The organism is Massilia sp. (genome assembly GCF_046293535.1).
In the GTDB taxonomy this organism is placed as follows: domain Bacteria; phylum Pseudomonadota; class Gammaproteobacteria; order Burkholderiales; family Burkholderiaceae_D; genus Telluria.
The window spans coordinates 150112-168544 of the sequence record NZ_JBKBOV010000003.1; the positions used below are offsets into that span (position 1 = coordinate 150112).

General features: G+C 66.1%; 13 protein-coding genes and 1 tRNA gene. 8 read left to right on the plus strand and 6 right to left on the minus strand.

The window, feature by feature from the left end:
- Positions 1-81: 81 nt before the first annotated feature.
- From rho to ACK4S9_RS03190, 5 genes are all read left to right on the plus strand, one after another.
- On the plus strand, positions 82-1344 hold the full coding sequence (rho, locus tag ACK4S9_RS03170; RefSeq protein WP_005665081.1) for a transcription termination factor Rho: 1263 nt from the start codon (positions 82-84) through the stop codon (positions 1342-1344).
- Positions 1345-1716: 372 nt separating this feature from the next.
- A complete protein-coding gene (locus ACK4S9_RS03175) occupies positions 1717-1986 on the plus strand; it encodes a type B 50S ribosomal protein L31 (RefSeq protein ID WP_409721319.1) in 270 nt (89 codons plus the stop codon).
- A gap of 126 nt (positions 1987-2112) precedes the next feature.
- The gene (locus tag ACK4S9_RS03180) at positions 2113-3834 is read left to right on the plus strand and encodes an ArnT family glycosyltransferase (RefSeq protein WP_409721322.1); all 1722 of its coding nucleotides are present in this window, start codon (positions 2113-2115) and stop codon (positions 3832-3834) included.
- A gap of 249 nt (positions 3835-4083) precedes the next feature.
- The gene (locus ACK4S9_RS03185; protein ID WP_409721324.1) at positions 4084-4551 is read left to right on the plus strand and encodes a hypothetical protein; all 468 of its coding nucleotides are present in this window, start codon (positions 4084-4086) and stop codon (positions 4549-4551) included.
- 117 nt (positions 4552-4668) lie between these two features.
- Positions 4669-4753, plus strand: a tRNA-Leu gene (locus ACK4S9_RS03190).
- A gap of 113 nt (positions 4754-4866) precedes the next feature.
- Here the strand turns inward: ACK4S9_RS03190 and ACK4S9_RS03195 are convergent.
- Complete coding sequence (locus ACK4S9_RS03195) at positions 4867-5631, minus strand: substrate-binding periplasmic protein (RefSeq protein ID WP_409721327.1); 765 nt, start codon at positions 5629-5631, stop codon at positions 4867-4869.
- Between the two features lie 262 nt (positions 5632-5893).
- Between ACK4S9_RS03195 and ACK4S9_RS03200 the strand changes: the two genes are divergently transcribed.
- Complete coding sequence (locus ACK4S9_RS03200; protein WP_409721330.1) at positions 5894-9217, plus strand: MHYT domain-containing protein; 3324 nt, start codon at positions 5894-5896, stop codon at positions 9215-9217.
- A gap of 19 nt (positions 9218-9236) precedes the next feature.
- Positions 9237-10229 (plus strand): two-component system response regulator, encoded by a 993-nt coding sequence (locus ACK4S9_RS03205; protein WP_409721333.1) that lies wholly within the window; start codon positions 9237-9239, stop codon positions 10227-10229.
- Positions 10230-10394: 165 nt separating this feature from the next.
- On the opposite strand, the gene ACK4S9_RS03210 is transcribed toward ACK4S9_RS03205, so the two are convergent.
- From ACK4S9_RS03210 to ACK4S9_RS03230, 5 genes are all read right to left on the minus strand, one after another.
- The gene (locus ACK4S9_RS03210; RefSeq protein ID WP_409721336.1) at positions 10395-11564 is read right to left on the minus strand and encodes a glycosyltransferase family 4 protein; all 1170 of its coding nucleotides are present in this window, start codon (positions 11562-11564) and stop codon (positions 10395-10397) included.
- Positions 11565-11573: 9 nt separating this feature from the next.
- The gene (locus ACK4S9_RS03215) at positions 11574-12674 is read right to left on the minus strand and encodes a glycosyltransferase family 4 protein (protein WP_409721339.1); all 1101 of its coding nucleotides are present in this window, start codon (positions 12672-12674) and stop codon (positions 11574-11576) included.
- 35 nt (positions 12675-12709) lie between these two features.
- On the minus strand, positions 12710-13651 hold the full coding sequence (locus ACK4S9_RS03220) for a GDP-mannose 4,6-dehydratase (protein WP_409721342.1): 942 nt from the start codon (positions 13649-13651) through the stop codon (positions 12710-12712).
- A gap of 4 nt (positions 13652-13655) precedes the next feature.
- Positions 13656-14699 (minus strand): GDP-mannose 4,6-dehydratase, encoded by a 1044-nt coding sequence (gmd, locus tag ACK4S9_RS03225; protein ID WP_409721345.1) that lies wholly within the window; start codon positions 14697-14699, stop codon positions 13656-13658.
- A 284-nt stretch (positions 14700-14983) separates the two neighbouring features.
- Entirely contained in the window at positions 14984-17296 is a 2313-nt protein-coding gene (locus ACK4S9_RS03230; RefSeq protein ID WP_409721348.1) for an NADP-dependent malic enzyme, read from the minus strand.
- Between the two features lie 170 nt (positions 17297-17466).
- Between ACK4S9_RS03230 and thiL the strand changes: the two genes are divergently transcribed.
- Entirely contained in the window at positions 17467-18429 is a 963-nt protein-coding gene (gene thiL, locus ACK4S9_RS03235; protein WP_409721349.1) for a thiamine-phosphate kinase, read from the plus strand.
- The last annotated feature ends 4 nt before the right edge of the window (positions 18430-18433 follow it).

Here is an 18433-nt window from a genome sequence, read left to right on the forward strand (position 1 = left end):
TCCGGTGCTTCCCAGCTTACATAAACCCACGTAGTTCCCTCCCCTACCTTTACTTTCCCGTCACGGGACACCCACACAAACATGCATTTATCTGAACTGAAGGCAATGCACGTCTCCGCGCTGCTGGAGATGGCCATCGGCCTCGACATCGACAACGCAGCCCGCCTGCGCAAACAGGAACTGATGTTCGCGATCCTGAAGAAGCGCGCCAAGCAGGGCGAACAAATCTTCGGCGACGGCGCCCTCGAAGTCCTGCCGGACGGCTTCGGCTTCCTGCGCTCGCCGGACGCCAGCTACATGGCCTCGACCGACGACATCTACATCTCGCCGTCGCAGATCCGCCGGTTCAACTTGCATACGGGTGACTCGATCGAAGGCGAAGTGCGTACGCCGAAGGACGGCGAGCGCTACTTCGCGCTGGTGAAGGTGGACAAGGTCAACGGCGAATCGCCGGAAGCCTCGAAGCACCGCATCCTGTTCGAAAACCTGACCCCGCTGCACCCGAACGAGCCGCTGCGTCTCGAGCGCGACATGAACGGCGCCGAGAACATCACCGGCCGCATCGTCGACCTGATCTCGCCGATCGGCAAGGGCCAGCGCGGCCTGCTGGTCGCTTCGCCGAAGTCGGGCAAGTCGGTCATGCTGCAGCACATCGCCCACGCGATCACCGCCAACCACCCTGACGTGACCCTGATCGTCCTGCTGATCGACGAGCGTCCGGAAGAAGTGACCGAGATGCAGCGCTCGGTGCGCGGCGAAGTGGTCGCCTCGACCTTCGACGAACCGGCCACCCGCCACGTGCAGGTCGCCGAGATGGTGCTGGAAAAGGCCAAGCGCCTGGTCGAGATGAAGAAGGACGTCGTGATCCTGCTGGACTCGATCACCCGCCTGGCGCGCGCCTACAACACCGTGATCCCGGCCTCGGGCAAGGTGCTGACCGGCGGCGTGGATGCCAACGCCCTGCAGCGCCCGAAGCGCTTCTTCGGCGCGGCGCGCAACGTCGAGGAAGGCGGTTCGCTGACCATCGTCGCCACCGCCCTGATCGAGACCGGCTCGCGCATGGACGACGTCATCTACGAAGAATTCAAGGGCACCGGCAACATGGAAGTGCACCTCGAGCGCCGCCTGGCCGAGAAGCGCGTCTACCCGGCGATCAACCTGAACAAGTCGGGCACCCGCCGCGAAGAGCTCCTGATCAAGCCGGACCAGCTGCAGAAAATCTGGATCCTGCGCAAGCTCTTGTACTCGATGGACGAGATCGAGGCGATGGAGTTCATCCTCGACAAGATGCGCGCGACCAAGAACAATGTCGAATTCTTTGACATGATGCGCCGCGGCGGCTAATCGCCGACGCTGCAATCGCGCGAATGAGGCGGCCTGCGGGCCGCCTTTTCTTTTGGCCGGTGAGGAAAGGAAGCTGTCAGTGCGCTTGGAACCTGGATCCCGGCCTACGTCGGGACGACGTTGGTTAGAGTGCCGGAATAGAGGCAGCCCGACTTCGACAACGCACCTAAGCCCGTCATCCCGGCGCAGGCCGGGACCAATTTTCCATGCACACCTCTTGGTGTCCTTGCACCACACCCAGGTTGCCTCCCATGCCAAACCACTCTATAATCGCCGGTTCAGTCCAACCCTGGCAAGTGATCGGCAATCGGGTCAAGAAGCAGGACGACCGACGAAGTGCCGTTTGGCTACCAATATAGAGAAAGCAAAACCATGAAGACCGATATCCATCCGGATTACCGCGAAGTCCTGTTCCACGACGTGTCCTGCGACTTCAAGTTCATCACCCGTTCGACCATCAACACCCGCGAAACCGCTACCTACGAAGGTAAGGAATACCCGCTGGTCAAGATCGAAGTCTCGGCTGAATCGCACCCGTTCTACACCGGCAAGCACAAGATCGTCGACACCGCTGGTCGCGTCGAGAAGTTCCGCCAGAAGTTCGGCGCGGTCGGCTCGAAGACCTCGGTCGCCAACGGCTAATTCGCCCAGGCACCACGCAAGCTCCGGGCCCACAGCGCCCGAAGTTGCCGAAAAAGAAGCCGGTTCCCCGGCTTCTTTTTTTTCGCGGCTATACTACGCGACTATTCTTTCCCGCTGCACTGAACGATGAAACCCGTCCGCCTTCCCGCTGCCGCCACACTGGCGCTGCCCCGCTGGGCCCTGCTCGCGCTGGGCATGCTGTACATCCTGCCGGGCCTGATCGGCCGCCACCCATGGAAGGAAGACGCCGGCCCCTTCGGTATCATGTGGACGATGGCGCACGGTGGCATCGACGACTGGCTGTACCCGAACATCGCCGGCCTGCCGGCCGCCGAGGAAGGCCCGCTGGCCTTCTGGCTCGGGGCGCTGTGCATCAAGCTGTTCGGCTGGATCCTGGGCGACGTGCTGGCCGCGCGCGTCTCCACCATCGGCATCTTCGTCACCGGCGCCATGTCGCTTTGGTACACCGCCTTCCACCTGGGACGCCGCGCCGAGGCGCAGCCGCTGCGCCTGGCCTTCGGCGGCCAACCCGAGCCCGACGACTACGGCCGCACCCTGGGTGACACCGCGGTGCTGATCTACCTCGGCTGCCTGGGCCTGTTGGTGCAGAGCCACCTGACCCTCGCTGCTACCCTGCAGGGCGCCCTGCTCGCCTATTTCCTGTACCGCGCGGTGCGTTATGTCGAGACCGCCTCGACGCGCAATGCCGTGCTGGTCGGCCTGTCGCTGGGCGCGCTGGCGCTCACGCGCGGCATCGTGGTGCCGGCGGTGCTGGTGCTGGCCCTGTACGCCTGCACCAGCTACCTGAAGCTGACCACCCGCGACACCCTGCGCCACGTGGCCATCGCGGCCGGCGTCGGATTTCTTATCACCCTGGCCTGGGTCGTGCCGGCAGCAACGGTCCGGCCCTATGGCCTGTCGCCGGTCGGCACCTGGCTGGACTGGAATGCCGGCCAGCTCGCCCTGCCCGGCCTGGCGTCGCTGAAGGGCTTCTTCCGCATCGGCGTGTGGTTCTTCTGGCCGGCCTGGCCGTTCGCCCTGTGGGCGATCTGGGCCTGGCGCCGCCAGCAGCACCTGCTGCACATCGTGATGCCGGTGGTGTTCTTCGTCGCCCTCGCGCTGCTGCTGCTGTGCGACCCGGAGCCGGAAAACAGCGACTTCCTCAAGATGCTGGCGCCGCTGGCGCTGATGGCCGCTTTTGGCTTGCCGACCATGAAGCGCGGCGCGATCAATGCGATCGACTGGTTCTCGGTGATGGTGCTGACCATGCTGGGCGCGCTGATCTGGCTGTTCTGGATCGCCAAGCTCACCGGCTGGCCGGCCCAGTTGGCCAAGAATGCGCTCAAGCTGGTGCCTGGCTTCAAGCCGGAAGTCGGCATCATCGCCTTCCTGGTGGCGGCCGCGGCCAGCATCGGCTGGATCATGCTGGTCCACTGGCGCCTGTCGCGCCAGCCTTCGGTGCTGTGGCGCGCGGTGGTCCTGTCTTCGGGCGGGCTGATCCTGCTGTGGGTGCTCCTGATGACCCTGTTCCTGCCGGACCTGAACTACAGCAAGAGCTACGCCGGCGTGGCCCAGCAGATCGCCGCAACGCTGCCGCATGACGCCGACTGCATCGAAACCAACGTGAACCCGGCCCAGCGCGCCTCGTTCGCCTACTTCGGCCGTCTGCCCTTCACCACCCTGGCGGGCGGCACTTGCCGCTACGTCCTGCTCCAGGACAGCATCAGGAACCGCGACGACGACAAACTGGCGCGCCGCTATGGCGTGCGCGGCAGCAAAGTGCTGTGGGAAGGCCGGCGCGCCTCCGACCGCGACGAGCGCTTCCGGCTGTTCCAGCGCAGCCGCTGATTTTTCCTCGCAGACGCCATTTCCGCAGGCCGCCGGCACCCCAGCCGGCGGCTTTTTTGGTCCTGGCACGATTCCTGCATATTTTTCACCAGTGCGCAGCACACCAGCCTGATGTGAGAACCTATGTATGCAAGATAGCGCGCTTTGAGCGGAGTCAACTGCCCCGTAAGCTAGACCGGCACAATAAAACAGGTCGTTTTTTGTTGCCATGCGGGCGCAACCGATCGAGCAGCGCTGCGAGGAGATACCATGAAAAGCGTTACCTTTTCGGAAATTGTCCGTGTTCGAGAACGGCCTTATTTCCTGCGTCGTCCCGGCACCTGGCGGCAGCTGTTTCCCTGGGCTCTCACCATGGCAGTCGGCCTGCCGCTGCTGATGCTGGCGCTGCACCTCATCGACCCGGGCACCCCGCTGCCCTTCATCGTGCTGCCGGCGCTGGTCGGCGGCCTGCTGCCGGTGGCCATGATGGGGCCGGGAAGCTTCGAGATGCGCACCCGCTTCGACGCCCACCACATGATCACCACGCTCGACGAGGCGCTGGTATCGCTGGGCTACCGGCGCACCAGGTCCGATGCCGACCGCATCAGCTACTTCCGCCCGCTGCCCTGGCTGCGCGGCCGCGAGGGCTCGATCGAGGTGGCGGTGCAGCCGCACATCCTGCAGGTGATCGGCCCGGTGGGCAGCCTGCGGCTACTGCAGCAGCGCATCGCCTGCTGAAGGCGGCGGCGCCGACACGGGCCTTCGCCGGCCCGTGACAAGCGTCTTCGGCGCAATACTTTCACCGGTGCTGGTCATCCGTGCAATCGATGTGCTAAGATGCGCGCCTGCTATTGGGCCTCTGTGGCGGAATTGGTAGACGCACTTGACTCAAAATCAAGCGCCGAAAGGCGTGCCGGTTCGATTCCGGCCGGAGGCACCACCCACCAGCATGGCAGTGACATTGATCTGCCCCTCGATTTGCCCCGACATTTCCGTCGGAATAATTTACACCCCCCAACACCTCTAGCGCTGGCCAGTCCATGCACGCGAGCATTACGGCTGCCTGAGCCGCTCACCCCAATTCTCGTAACGGCGCTCGATCCGCCGCGCCGTCCCATCCCGTTCCATCGATGCGAAAGCCGCGTTCAGGCGCGCCACCACGGCATCCGGCACCCCGGGGTTGCAGGCCAGGTAGAGCTCGATGCGGTTGAACACCAGCAGCGGCACGATCTTCTTGTCGTAGCCGTAGCGGCTCAGGATGGTGGTGCCGGTGCGCAGGCTGGCGGCCCACAGGTCGATGCGGTCAAGCAGCAGCTTGCCGGCATTGGCCAGATCCTCATTGGCGGCGTCGACGCGAAAGCCGCGTGAGCGCAGGTAGGCGTCGCGGGCGTCGCCGTTGTAGGTGCCGATGCGCAGGCCGCGCGCATCCTCGAGGCTGCGTAGTAGCAGCTTGCGGTCGGCGCGCGCCAGCATCACCCATTCGGCGACCGCCGTCGGCCCCACCCATTTGAACAAGTTTTCCCGTTCCGGCGTCCGCGAGGTCGAGTACACGCAGGCATCCGGACGCTGCTGCGCGGCAAGGTAGGCGCGCTTCCAGGGCAGCAGTTCGATGCTGTAATCGACGCCGGCGCGCTGCATGGCTTCGCGCACTTTGTCGGTGGCGATGCCGGTCACGCGCGTGCCCTCCAGCATGCTCGACGGCGCCGAGGTTTCGGTCGTGATGGTGAGCCGCGGCCTGGCGGCGGGCGCCGCCGCCTCTGCCGCGCAGACGACGCCGCTGGCGGCAGCGAATGCGATCGCGAGAATTCTAGTACGCAAGGTTCTTCCCTGGCTGGATCGCCTGCATTGGCGCTATCCAAACGCGCTTCGTGTTGGTTTACCAATGCAGAGTAGCATCACAAGGATTTTTTCTGCAATGCATGTCGTTACACATGCGATCGGGGTGGCGCCTGCGCGACAGAAAAGTGGGTCAAACCCGCATGATTCCTGCCTTCAACGAGACTTTCCCTTACGAAAATGCGATACTGCTGAGACCTTTCTCGGGCGCTTTTCCCTGCCCAATCACCGCAAAAGCCGCCCCATGCTGCAATTATTTTCAGTTCCGGACGATCCGTCGCTGCTCACCTTTGGCGCCTATGAACCGCGCTTCGTCCTGCTCTCGGTCCTGATCGCGATTTTCTCTTCCTGGATGGGCCTGCAGATCGCAGGACAGGCGGCCGCCAGCCGCAGCCACCGGGCGCTCGTGCTCGCCAGCGGCAGCCTCGCCCTGGGGGCCGGGGTCTGGGCCATGCACTTCATCGGCATGCTGGCGTTTAACCTGTGCACGCCGATCACCTATGATCCGATGACCACCATCCTGTCGGCGCTGCCCAGCATCGGCGCCTCGGCGGTGGCACTGTCGCTGATCTCGCGCCAGCGCCTCGGCCCGGTCGGCCTGCTGGTCGGCGGCGTGCTGGTCGGCGCCGGCATCGGCGCCATGCATTATTCCGGCATGGCCGGCATGCAGATGGGCCTGCAGTTGCGCTATGACCCGGCCATGTTCGCCCTGTCTATCGTGGTGGCCGTGGTGCTGGCCACGCTGGCGCTGGGCGTACGCTTCGGACTGAAGCGCTTCCGCTCGCTGAGCGAATCGCGCCGCCTGCTACTGGCCGCCATCGTGATGGGCTGCGCCATCGCCGGCATGCACTACACCGGCATGGCCGCCGCGCGCTTCGTCGGCCAGGTCGAGCCGGGAGGCGTCGCTTCCTCGAACAGCGACTTCCTGGCCCTGGCCATCTCGCTCACCACCGTGGTCTTCACCGGCCTGGTGGTCGCAGCCAACGGCCTGCTGCGCTACCGCATGATGTTCCTCGAACTGCGCCGCAGCGAAGCCTGGATGCGCGCCCTGCTCACCACCACGGTGGACGGCGTGATCACGATCGCGCGCGACGGCACCATCACCGAATTCAACGCCTCGGCCGAGCGCATCTTCGGCTGGCGGCGCGAGGAGATCGTCGGCCGCAGCGCCAGCCTGCTGGTCGCCGATGACGACGCGGCCACGCACGACGGCCTGCTGGGCCTGATCACCGAAGGCTACACCCCGGCGATGTCGGGCAGCAGCGAAATCATGGGCAAGCGCAAGGACGGCAGCCTGGTGCCGATCCGCCGCGCCATCGGACACGCGCGCCTGGACAAGCAGGACCTGTTCGTCTGCTTCATCACCGACATCAGCGAGCGCCGCGCGATCATGCAGGCGCTGCATGCCAGCGAAGCGCAGTTCCGCTCCCTGATCGCCAACATCCCCGGCATTTCCTTCCGCTGCACGCTGGACGGCCAATGGCCGATGGTCTTCATCAGCGACGCGGTCGAACGCGTCACCGGCTACCCGGCCGCCGACTTCCTGGGCGACCAGCCACGCCGCCTGTTCGGCACCCTGATCCATGCGACCGACCGCGTGCGCGTGAACGAGGAACTGGAAGCCGCGCTGCGCGAGGACCGCCCCTACCTGGTCGAATACCGCCTGCTGCACCGGGACGGCAGCGTGCGCTGGCTGTGGGAAAACGGCAGCGGCGTGCGCGACGAGGAGGGCACCGTGACCTGGCTCGACGGCGTCATCCTCGACATCACCGAACGCCGCCAGATGGAAGACGCGCTGCGCGACGCCAAGGACAAGGCCGAACAGGCCGCCGCCGCGCGCGCGACCTTTGTCGCCAACATGAGCCACGAGATTCGCACGCCGATGAATTCGATCCTCGGCTTCACCGACGTCCTGCTCGACGGCGAGTTGAACAAGGAACAGCGGCGCCACCTCGACACCATCCGCAGCGCCGGCCGCGCGCTGCTGCGCCTGCTCAACGAGATCCTCGACACCGCCAAGCTGGAAAAGGGCGCGGTGGAGCTGGAGCAGAACGACTACAACCTGCTGTCGCTGATCGACGAGCTCTCTTCCACGCTGGCCGCGAATGCGCGCGCCAAGGGCCTGCACCTCGACATCCACTACGATCCGGCGCTGCCGACCGGCCTGCGCGGCGACGAGCTGCGCGTGCGCCAGGTGCTCACCAACCTGCTCGACAACGCGATCAAGTTCACCGAGAAAGGCACGGTCACCCTGCGCGTGCGCGCCGAGGGCGACCAGCTGTGCATCATCGTCAGCGACACCGGCATCGGCATCGCCCCCGAGCGCCTGCAGGCGATCTTCGATCCCTTTACCCAGGCCGACGCCTCGATGACGCGCCGCTTCGGCGGCACCGGCCTGGGCACCACCATCAGCAAGCAACTGGTCGAGCTGATGGGCGGGAAGATCTGGGCCGAGAGCGAACTCGGCAAGGGCACCAGCTTCCACGTGCACCTGCCGCTGGTGCTGGCGCGTTTCGCGCAGCAGGCGCCGCGCGTGCGCAGCGCCGCCGTGCTGCCGCCGCTGCGCGTGCTGGCCGCCGACGACGTGCCGCAGAACCTGGAGCTGCTGCAGCTCCTGATGGCGCGCCGCGGCCACTCGCTCACCGCCGTGGCGGATGGCGCCGCGGTGCTGGAACAGGCCAGGGACGGCGACTTCGACCTGGTGCTGATGGACTTCCAGATGCCCACGCTCGACGGTTTGAGCGCCACGCGCGCGCTGCGCGCCCACGAGGCGGCCACCGGCAAACGCCGCACGCCGGTGATCGCGATGACCGCCAGCGTGCTGGCCGAGCACCGCCGCGCCAGCGTGGAAGTGGGCATGGACGGCTTCGCCACCAAGCCGGTCGACTGGTTCACGCTGTCGCACGAGATCGCCCGCGTGCTGGGCCTGGACCAGCAGCAGGCCGACAAGGATGCGATCGCGGTGCCGGCCCTGGCGCGCGAGGTGCTGAACCGGCGCGCCGGCCTGCACCGCTGGGCCGACAAGGCGGACGTGTACGCCGAGGCGCTCGAGCATTTCGGCCGCCAGTACGGCGACCTCGCCACCACGCTGAAGATGCACGCGGCGGGCGGCTCGCACCAGCAACTGCGCATGCTGGCGCACAAGGTGCGCGGCGTGGCCGCCAACGTCGGCCTGGAACAGCTGTCGGACGCGCTGTCCAAGCTCGAGCAGGCCACCAACACCGTGCCGACCGACGAGCGCGAGGCCGCCCAGGCGCTGGAGAGCGCGACCGCCGCGCTGGGCGTTGCGCTGGCCGCGATCCGCGCCGGCAGCCCGCAGCCGACCGTGGCGCCCGAGGCCGCGCCCTTCGACCTGGCGCGCGCGCGCCGTGCCGGCGGCGTGCTGTTGCAGGCCCTGCGCCGCGGCGCCCTCGACGACGCCGCCCTGTCCGGCCTGGCGGCGGCGCTGGCCGGCCATCCGGTGGCGCCGCGCGTGGCCCAGATCCAGGGCGCGATCGGCGACTTCGAATTCGACTCCGCCCTGGAACAGCTGGAGGCCGTGATGGCCACGCTGGGCGAACAGGAATAGTTTTTCAGGATTCACGAGCATGACCCAACCGAACAACCGGCCGCTGATCCTCGCGGTCGACGACGAGGCCAGCAACCTGCAGCTGCTGCGCCAGATCCTGCAAGACCACTACCGCCTGCTGTTCGCCAAGGACGGCGCGCGCGCGCTCGAGCTGGCGCGCCAGGAAAGCCCCGACCTGGTGCTGCTGGACGTGATGATGCCGGGGATGTCCGGCTACGAAGTGTGCGCATCGCTCAAGGCGGAACCGGTCACGGCGGCCATCCCCGTGATCTTCGTGACCGCCCTCACCGACACCGCCGACGAGCTGGAAGGCTTCGAGGCCGGCGCGGTCGACTACATCACCAAGCCGGTGAGCCCGCCGATCGTGCGTGCGCGCGTGCGCACCCACCTGTCGCTGGTGCGCATGGAAGAGCTACGCGCGACGCGCTTGGAGATCGTTCAGCGCCTCGGCCTGGCCGCCGAGTACAAGGACAACGAGACCGGCCTGCACGTGATCCGCATGAGCCACTTCTCGCGCATCCTCGGCATCGCCGCCGGCATGGGCGAGGTGGAGGCGGACGACCTGCTGCACGCCGCGCCGATGCACGATGTGGGCAAGATCGGCATCCCGGACCGCATCCTGCAGAAGCCCGGGCCGCTCGACCCGGACGAATGGAAGATCATGCAGAGCCACGTGACCATCGGCGCCGAGATCATCGGCGAGCATGAAGGCGGCATGCTGGCGCTGGCGGCGCAGATCGCGCTCACCCACCACGAAAAGTACGACGGCAGCGGCTACCCGCGCGGCCTGCGCGGCGATGGGATCCCGCTGGTGGGGCGCATCGTGGCGATCGCCGACGTGTTCGACGCGCTGACCTCGAAGCGGCCCTACAAGCGGGCCTGGACCGAGCAGGAAGCGCTGGACTTCCTGCGCGAGCAGAAAGGGCGCCATTTCGATCCGGCGCTGGTGGACCTGTTCATCGAGCAGATGCCGGCGGTGCGGGCGGTGCAGGAGCGCTGGGCGGAAGCGTAAGGGTTATCGTTAATGCGAATTCGCCCGGCTTTCCGTAGCGTGGGCGGCTTTGCCGCCCACGCGTTCAAACAATGGCCGAGCAAACGCGACGTCATTTCAAGCGATAGTTGAACGCGTGGGCGGGAAAATAGTCCACCGGACTATTTTCCCCCGCCCACCCTACGATTATCGCGTCGGCGGCACGCCCGCCAGCCCCACGCTGCCGGGCGCGTTCGCGGTGGCCTTGCGCGCCACCAGTTCCTTGTACAGGTCGGTGTAGCTGGCCGCCATCTGCTCCGACGTGAACAGCTCGTGATAGCGCTGTTCCGCGCGCGCGCCCATGCGGCGCGCCATGTCGGTATCGTTCCACAGCGCCTGCAGCGCGCCGCGCAGCGCCGCGGCGTCGGAGGGCGGCACCACCAGCCCGGTCTCGCCGTGCTGGTTGATGTAGGTGGTGCCGCTGCCGATCTCGCAGGAGATCATCGGCTTGCCGTACATCGCCGCTTCGAGCAGCGAGATGCCGAAGGATTCGGCCCGCAGGTGCGAGGGGAAGGCCATCGCATGGCACAGGCTCAGGAGCGCCGCCTTGTCGGCGTCGTCGACTCCCCCGGTGAACATCACGTGCTTCAGGCCGAGGCGCGCCGCCTGCTCGCGCAATGCCTGCTCTTCCGGGCCGGTGCCGACGATCACGATCGGATAGTCGAGCCCCCGCGCCGCCTCGAGCAGCACGTGCAGGCCCTTGTAATAGCGCAGCACGCCGACGAACAGGAAGAACTTCGGGCCGACCCTGGCGCGCCAGTGCGCCAGGCGGCATGGATCGACCTGCGGATAGGTGGATTTGTCCAGGCCGTAGGTGATGACGCGGGTCTTGTCGCGGTAGCGCTGCAGCACGTTTGAGGAGGCCAGGTAGTTGGGCGACGCCGCGACCACGGTATCGACGCTGTCGAAGAAGCGGAACTTGAGCGGCTGGTACAGGCGCAGCCAGCGCTTCTGGCGCACGATGTCGGCGTGGTAGCTGACCACGGTCGGCTTGTTCACGCGCGCCATGAAGTGCGCCAGGTCCATGAAGGGCCAGGGGAAGTGGTAATGGACCACGTCGGCCTCGCGCGCCAAGCGCGCCAGTTCGCCGATCGCCTGCAGCGAGCAGGCGTTCGAGGCGATCTCGAAGTTCTGCGGCACCCGGTGCACGACGTGGCCGTCGAACTGGATCGGGGCCAGGTTCTTCTGGCGCGACAGCGACAGCACGGTATTGGTCACGCCCAGGCGCGACGTGCCGACGCACAGCTGGCGGATCACCTGTTCGATGCCGCCGACCGAGTCCGGGAAGTACGTCTTGTAGAAATGAAGGACACGCATGTTGGAAGCTTACTGCGAAAGTAGCGCACGGTACACCTCGGCAGTTTGCCGTGCGGTCGCGTGCCAGGTGAGTTGTTCGGCCCGTTGGCGGCCGGCCGCGATGCAGCGCGCGCGCTCGTGGGCATCCATAGCCAGGGTCTGCAGCGCCTCGGCCAGCAGGCCGGTGTCGAGCGGATCGACCTCGAGTGCGGCGCCTTGCGTCACTTCGGGCAGCGAGCTGGCGTTCGAGGCCACCACCGGCACGCGCGAGGCGAAGGCCTCGACCACCGGGATGCCGAAGCCCTCATACAGCGAAGGAAAGGCGAACACGCCGGCGCCCGCATACAGGTGGCGCAGCTGCTGCGCGTCGGTGAGCTTGTCGAGCCAGACCACGTTCTCGCCATTCGCCTGCGCCGCTTCGAGCTGGGCGACCAGCGCTTCGCAGCGCCAGCCGCGCGCGCCGACCACCACCAGCGCGCGCTCGTCGCGCAACGACTTCGGCAGCGTCAGCCAGGCATCGAGCAGGCGGCCGACGTTCTTGCGGGGCTGCAGGGTGCCGACCGTGAGAAAGTAGCCGGGGCGCAGTTTGTATTGCGCGAGCGTGGCCGCCAGCGCCGCCCCGTCGGGCGCCTCGAGCCATTCCTCGTCCACGCCGCAATGGACGACCGAAACCCGGTTCGGGTTCACGCCGAAGCATTCGACCAGTTCGTCGATCGCGAAATGCGACAGCGCGATGACGTGGTCGGCCTTGGCGGCGGCCTTGCGCTGCAGCCAGTTCTTGAGGCTGCGCAGGCGCGGGTTGCACCACTCGGGGTACTTGATCGGCAGGGCGTCGTGCAGGGTCGCCACCACCGGGCAGTCCATGCGCACGATGCGGTAATCGGTGGCGTGGAACAGGTCCGCCGGCATGTGGACGCGGTGCGCGGCAGGGGTGGCCAGGTCGACCAGCGAGGCGGTTTCGAAGGATTGCGGCATGGGCTGGCCGATGCTGATGCCCTGACCCTGCGAACGGATGCGCGGCCAGGAATACGGCGCGACGGTGCAACCGGTACGCGGCAGGTGGCGCATCAGTGCGCGGGTATAGACGCCGATGCCGTCCAGGCGGCCGCCGGTCAGGCCCGGTTCGATCATGGTCGTTCCGAGCCCGACGGTGAGACCGCCGGCCCTCACGCCAGGTACATCCAGCGCAGCGTCTCGGACAGCGGCGTCGGGTCGAGTTGGCCGATGACTGCGGTGAGCTTGCTGTTGCTGCCCGACAGCGTGAGCACGTCGTTGGCGCGGACAAACGCCGGGTTGACGTGCACGTCGATGTGGTAGCCGGCGATCTCGCTCATCATGTCGATCAGGTTGGCCAGCGAGTGCGAACTGCCCGAGCAGACATTGAAGGCTTCGCCGGCGGGCGCCACGGCCAGCAGGCGGCGGTAGGCGCGCGCCACCATGCGCACGTCGGAGAAGTCGCGCGCGATCGCCAGGTTGCCCAGTTCGATGCGCTTCTCGTTGCGGCGGAAGTGGGAGACGATCTTCGGCAGCAGGAAGTTCTCGGCCTGGCCGATGCCGGTGTAGTTGAACGGGCGCGCGATGGTGATCGGCAGCTTGTCCATCCACAGGCGCGCCATGTATTCCATGGCCAGCTTGCTGACGGCATAGTCGTTGGCCGGGGACGGCGCCACGTTCTCGTCGATGACGGGCACGCTGGCATTGCCGTAGATGTTGGCCGAGGAGGCCAGCAGCACGCTGGTGGGGCGATGCTTGCCGGCGGCCAGCGCCTCGAGCAGGTTGCGCGTGCCGACCACGTTGACGCGGTACATCAGTTCGACATCGGAGTGGGCCACGAAGGCGATGCCGGCCAGGTGGGCGACCACGTCGGGTGCGACCTCGTCGACCATGCGCGCCACGGCCTGGCGGTCGCACAGGTCGACCGGATGGATGTCGGGACCGAGCTCTTCGCCCGGCATCACGGTGCCGTAGACACGGTAACCGGCCGCCGTGAGCTCCTGCGCCATGTAATGACCGGTGAAGCCGCGCAGGCCCGTGATGAGCGCGCGGCGTCCCTCGCCTTCCCTCCCGCCGATGAAGGCCGGGATGTCGTCCGTGGCCATGCGTTCCATGATCTTAGAACGAGAATCCGATTTCGTTGCGACGCAGGTCGGCGTCGACCATCATCTGGCACAGTTCCTCGAGCGTGGTCTTCGGCTCCCAGCCGAGCACGCGCCTGGCCTTGGCCGGATCGCCGATGAGCAGGTCGACCTCGGCCGGGCGGTAGAACTTCGGCGACACGCGCACCAGGGCCTTGCCGGTACGGGCGCAATGACCGACTTCGTTCTCGCCTTCGCCGCTGAACTCGATGTCGATGTTCGCACCCTTGAAGGCCATGGTGACGAAGTCGCGCACGGTCTCGGTGCGCTTGGTGGCCAGCACGAAGGTGTCGGGCTCGTCGGCCTGCAGGATGCGCCACATGCCTTCGACGTATTCCTTGGCGTAGCCCCAGTCGCGCTTGGCGTCGAGGTTGCCCAGTTCGAGCACGTCGAGCTTGTTCAGCACGATCTTGGCGACCGAGTCGGTGATCTTGCGGGTGACGAACTCGCGGCCGCGCAGCGGCGACTCGTGGTTGAACAGGATGCCCGAGGAACCGTAGATGCCGTAGGACTCGCGGTAGTTGACGGTCATCCAGTGGGCGTACAGCTTGGCGACGCCGTAGGGGCTGCGCGGGTAGAAAGGCGTTTCCTCGACCTGCGGGATGGACTGCACCTTGCCGAACATTTCGGAGGTGGATGCCTGGTAGAAGCGGATCTTCGGATTGACGATGCGGATGGCTTCGAGCAGGTTGACCGCGCCCAGGCCGGTGATCGAGGCGGTGGTGACCGGCTGTTCGAAGGACACGCCGACGAAGCTCTGCGCCGCCAGGTTGTAGACCTCGTCGGGCTGGCTGCTTTCGACCAGGCGGATGCTCGAAGACAGGTCGGTGAGATCGTACTCGACCAGCGCCAGGTTCGGGTGCTTGTCGATGCCGAGCTCTTCGATGCGCCAGAAGTTGACCGAACTGGAGCGACGGAAGGTGCCGGTCACGTGGTAACCCTTCTCCAGGAGAATCTGCGCTAAGTAGGCGCCATCCTGGCCGGTAATACCAGTGATCAGGGCTCTTTTCGTTGTTTGCATGTTCTTGGGTTCTTGAAGATGGTCTTGCAGGCAGCCAGACTCAGGAAAGCCGGGATTGTATCAGAGAGGAGGTCTTGTCTACCTTGACACGGTAGAGGCTGCTGCAATAATTGCAACACTTTATCTCAACATTATGCCCTGAAAAGGGTAGCGACCGGTGCCCGCTTACGGTTTGTTACCGTTGTATTTGTGCGAAGACAAATTGTGAAATTCCGAGACAAAAAAGCCTGACGCAGCTCAAGGGGCTGCGTCAGGCTTGGATGTCAACGTGCGTTAGTACTTACTTAGCGTTGCGACACCGCGTCCACCACGCACAGGGCCGTCATGTTGACGATGCGGCGCACCGTCGACGACGGCGTCAGGATGTGCACTGGATGTGCGCAGCCCAGCAGGACCGGGCCGATCGCGATGCCGTTGCCGGCGGCGCTCTTGACCAGGTTGTACGAGATGTTGGCGGCATCGATGTTCGGCATCACCAGCAGGTTGGCGTCGCCGGTCAGGGCCGAGTTCGGCATGATCTTGGCGCGCACCTTGGCTTCGATCGCGGTGTCGCCATGCATCTCGCCGTCGATTTCCAGGTTCGGCTTGGCCTGCTGCACCAACGGCAAGACCGCGCGCATCTTCTGGGCCGAGGCGCTGTTGGCGGTCCCGAAGTTCGAGTGCGACAGCAGGGCCGCGCGCGGATGCATGCCGAAGCGCTCCATCTCCTCGGCCGCCATGACGGTGATCTCGGCCAGTTCCTCAGCGCTCGGGTTCTCGTTGACGTGGGTGTCGACCATGGCCAGCTGGCGGTCCGGGGTGATCAGGAAGTTCATCGCCGCGTACACGTTCGAGCCCGGGCGCTTGCCCAGCACCTGGTCGATGTAGTGCAGGTGCATCCAGGTGGTGCCGTAGGTGCCGCAGATCAGGCCGTCGGCGTCGCCCTTGTGGACCATCATGGCGCCGATCAGGGTATGGCGGCGGCGCATTTCGATCTTGGCCAGGTCGATGGTCACGCCCTTGCGCTTGGCCATCTCGTAGTAGGTCTGCCAGTAGTCGCGGTAGCGCTCGTCGAAGTCGGGGTTGATGACGTCGACGTTCTGGCCCAGTTTCAGGCGCAGGCCGAACTTCTCGATGCGCTTTTCCAGCACCGCCGGACGGCCGACCAGGATCGGGCGCGCCAGTTTCTCGTCGACCACCACCTGCACCGCGCGCAGCACGCGTTCGTCCTCGCCTTCGGCGTAGACGATGCGCTTGGCTTCCAGCGGCGCGGCCTTGGCCACCGCGAACAGCGGCTTCATGAAGGTGCCGCTGCGGTACACGAACTGCTGCAGGCTCTCGGCGTAGGCGGCCAGGTCTTCGATCGGACGGGTGGCGACGCCGCCGTCCTGCGCCGCCTTGGCCACCGCCGGGGCGATGTGGGTGAGCAGGCGCGGATCGAAAGGCATCGGGATCAGGTATTCCGGGCCGAAGGACAGGTTGGCGATGCCGTAGGCCGAGGCCACGATGTCCGACTGCTCGGCGTGGGCCAGGTCGGCGATCGCACGCACCACCGCGATTTCCATGTCGCGGGTGATGGTGGTCGCGCCGCAGTCCAGCGCGCCGCGGAACATGTAGGGGAAGCACAGGACGTTGTTGACCTGGTTCGGGTAGTCCGAACGGCCGGTGGCGATGATGGCGTCGCTGCGCACCGCCTTGACGTCTTCCGGCAGGATTTCCGGGTTCGGGTTGGCCAGCGCCAGGATCAGGGGATTGGGCGCCATCTGGGCGACCATGTCCTGCTTCAGGACGCCGCCTGCCGACAGGCCCAGGAAGATGTCGGCGCCGGGGATGACGTCGCGCAGCGAGCGGTGCTCGGTATCCTGGGCGAAGCGCGCCTTGTCCTCGTCCATCAGCTCGGTGCGGCCCTTGTAGACCACGCCGGCCAGGTCGGTGACAAAAATGTTCTCGAGCGGGAAGCCGAGGTCGACGATCAGGTCGAGGCAGGCCAGCGCGGCCGCGCCGGCGCCCGAGACCACCAGCTTGCAGCTTTTAATATCCTTGCCGACCACCTTCAGGCCGTTCAGGATGGCGGCGCCGACGATGATGGCGGTGCCGTGCTGGTCGTCGTGGAAGACCGGGATCTTCATGCGCTCGCGCAACTTGCGCTCGATGTAGAAGCACTCGGGCGCCTTGATGTCCTCGAGGTTGATGCCGCCAAAAGTAGGCTCGAGCGACGCGATGATGTCGACCAGCTTGTCCGGGTCGTTCTCGTTGATCTCGATGTCGAACACGTCGATCGCGGCGAACTTCTTGAACAGCACGCCCTTGCCTTCCATGACGGGCTTCGAGGCCAGCGGGCCGATGTTGCCCAGCCCGAGCACGGCGGTGCCGTTGGAGATCACGGCGACCAGGTTGCCGCGCGCGGTGTACTTGTACGAGTTGGCCGGGTCCTTAACGATTTCCTCGCAAGGCGCGGCAACGCCGGGCGAATACGCCAGCGCCAGGTCGCGCTGGTTCAGCAGGCCCTTGGTCGGGGTGACGCTGATCTTGCCGGGGCGAGGGATCTGGTGGTATTCGAGTGCCGCTGCACGCAGTTGTTGACGCAATTCTTCTTTCTTGTCCGATGACGAGTCCATGCCGGGCAGCCTTCCTGAAACTAGAGGGGAACCTCCAATTTTATCAGACGAACAGTTGACAAAGGCTACGTATTTTCAACAAGCAGTAGAATGATTTATAAGATTTGCCAATAAATTAACACCAGCTATTAGCCGGGCTTCTAAATAAGCCGGCGGTTTACAATGCGCGGATGCTTTCCGAATTCGACCTGATCAAACAATTCTTCAAGCGCGACCGTCCCGGCCGGGCCGAACTCGGCATCGGCGACGACTGCGCGCTGCTGGCGATCGCCCCCGGCCGCCAGCTGGCGATCTCGAGCGACATGCTGGTCGAGGACCGCCATTTCTTCGCCGGCGCCGAGCCTTTCATGCTTGGCCACAAGAGCCTGGCGGTGAACCTGTCCGACCTGGCGGCGATGGGCGCCCGCCCGGTGGCCTTCACGCTGGCCCTGGCGCTGCCCGCCGCGGACCCGGTCTGGCTGGAAAGCTTCTCGCGCGGGCTGTTCGCGCTGGCCGATGCGCACGGCTGCGAGCTGGTCGGCGGCGACACCACCAAGGGGCCGCTGAACATCTGCATCACGGTGTTCGGCGAACTCGCTCCGGGACACGCCTTGCGGCGCGACGCCGCGCGCCCGGGGGACGACCTGTGGGTCTCGGGGACGCTGGGCGATGCGCGCCTGGCCCTGGCCGGGTACTGCAAGGAAGTGGCGCTGCCTGACGCGGAACTCGCGCAGGCCGGGCAACGCATGCACATGCCGGCACCGCGCGTGGCCCTGGGGCTGGCCCTGGCGGCGCGGCCGGTCGCGCATGCGGCGCTCGACATCTCGGACGGGCTGGTGGGAGACCTGGGGCATATCCTGGCAGCCTCGAAGGTCGGCGCCACGCTGGACGTGGACGCGCTGCCGGCCGGGCCGGTGCTGGCGCGGCAATCGCTTGAACTGCGGCGCAGGTTCACGCTGGCGGGTGGCGACGATTACGAGCTGTGTTTCACGGCGCCGGCGGCGAGCCGGGAAGCGGTGCTGGAAGCCGGACGACAAAGCGGGACGGCGGTGACCCGGGTCGGACGGATCGAGGCCGAGCCGGGCCTGCGTTTCGTCGGCGCGGACGGCGCGCCGCTCGACCTCAGGCTGAGCGGCTGGGATCATTTCAGCTGACCGC

Coding starts and splice junctions, on each gene's coding strand:
- rho (WP_005665081.1), top strand. CDS start 82: ATGCATTTATCTGAACTGAAGGCAATGCACGTCTCCGCGCTGCTGGAG.
- ACK4S9_RS03175 (WP_409721319.1), top strand. CDS start 1,717: ATGAAGACCGATATCCATCCGGATTACCGCGAAGTCCTGTTCCACGAC.
- ACK4S9_RS03180 (WP_409721322.1), top strand. CDS start 2,113: ATGAAACCCGTCCGCCTTCCCGCTGCCGCCACACTGGCGCTGCCCCGC.
- ACK4S9_RS03185 (WP_409721324.1), top strand. CDS start 4,084: ATGAAAAGCGTTACCTTTTCGGAAATTGTCCGTGTTCGAGAACGGCCT.
- ACK4S9_RS03200 (WP_409721330.1), top strand. CDS start 5,894: ATGCTGCAATTATTTTCAGTTCCGGACGATCCGTCGCTGCTCACCTTT.
- ACK4S9_RS03205 (WP_409721333.1), top strand. CDS start 9,237: ATGACCCAACCGAACAACCGGCCGCTGATCCTCGCGGTCGACGACGAG.
- ACK4S9_RS03210 (WP_409721336.1), bottom strand. CDS start 11,564: ATGCGTGTCCTTCATTTCTACAAGACGTACTTCCCGGACTCGGTCGGC.
- ACK4S9_RS03215 (WP_409721339.1), bottom strand. CDS start 12,674: ATGATCGAACCGGGCCTGACCGGCGGCCGCCTGGACGGCATCGGCGTC.
- ACK4S9_RS03220 (WP_409721342.1), bottom strand. CDS start 13,651: ATGGAACGCATGGCCACGGACGACATCCCGGCCTTCATCGGCGGGAGG.
- gmd (WP_409721345.1), bottom strand. CDS start 14,699: ATGCAAACAACGAAAAGAGCCCTGATCACTGGTATTACCGGCCAGGAT.
- ACK4S9_RS03230 (WP_409721348.1), bottom strand. CDS start 17,296: ATGGACTCGTCATCGGACAAGAAAGAAGAATTGCGTCAACAACTGCGT.
- thiL (WP_409721349.1), top strand. CDS start 17,467: ATGCTTTCCGAATTCGACCTGATCAAACAATTCTTCAAGCGCGACCGT.